General features: G+C 55.4%; 1 pseudogene. It reads left to right on the forward strand.

Annotated elements, in window-relative coordinates:
- Window positions 1-850: pseudogene (locus tag FQZ95_RS06335) on the forward strand (IS66-like element ISEc23 family transposase); the annotation flags it as partial.

An 850-nucleotide genomic window follows, 5' to 3' on the forward strand; every position in this document is an offset into this window, starting at 1 on the left:
GGGTTGACGCGTGCTGCCAGTTAATGACGCCGCTGAATGATGCCCTGTACCGTTATGTGATGAATACCCGCAAGCTTCACACTGACGACACACCGGTAAAGGTACTGGCACCGGGCCTGAAAAAGACGAAAACAGGGCGCATCTGGACGTATGTCCGGGATGATCGCAATGCGGGTTCGTCATCTCCTCCGGCGGTCTGGTTCGCGTACTCACCGAACCGGCAGGGGAAACACCCGGAGCAACACCTCCGCCCCTTCCGGGGTATCCTGCAGGCGGATGCGTTCACAGGTTATGACAGGCTGTTCAGTGCAGAACGTGAAGGTGGTGCGCTGACAGAAGTTGCGTGCTGGGCCCATGCCCGGAGAAAAATCCACGATGTATACATCAGCAGCAAAAGTGCGACGGCAGAAGAAGCCCTGAAGCGAATCAGTGAACTGTACGCCATCGAGGATGAAATACGGGGATTACCGGAGTCAGAGCGTCTTGCCGTCAGGCAGCAGCGAAGCAAAGTGTTACTGACGTCGCTGCATGAATGGATGGTGGAGAAGAATGGTACGCTGTCGAAAAAATCCAGACTGGGCGAAGCGTTCAGCTATGTACTGAATCAGTGGGATGCCCTCTGTTATTACAGTGATGACGGTCTGGCGGAGGCGGATAATAATGCTGCGGAAAGAGCGCTTCGTGCAGTCTGTCTCGGAAAGAAAAACTTTATGTTCTTTGGCAGCGATCACGGCGGCGAGCGTGGAGCACTGTTGTACGGGCTGATCGGCACTTGCCGTCTGAACGGTATCGATCCGGAAGCGTATCTGCGCCATATCCTGAGCGTACTGCCGGAATGGCCTTCCAACCG

The organism is Escherichia sp. HH41S (assembly GCF_009820115.1).
Classification (GTDB): domain Bacteria; phylum Pseudomonadota; class Gammaproteobacteria; order Enterobacterales; family Enterobacteriaceae; genus Escherichia; species Escherichia coli_F.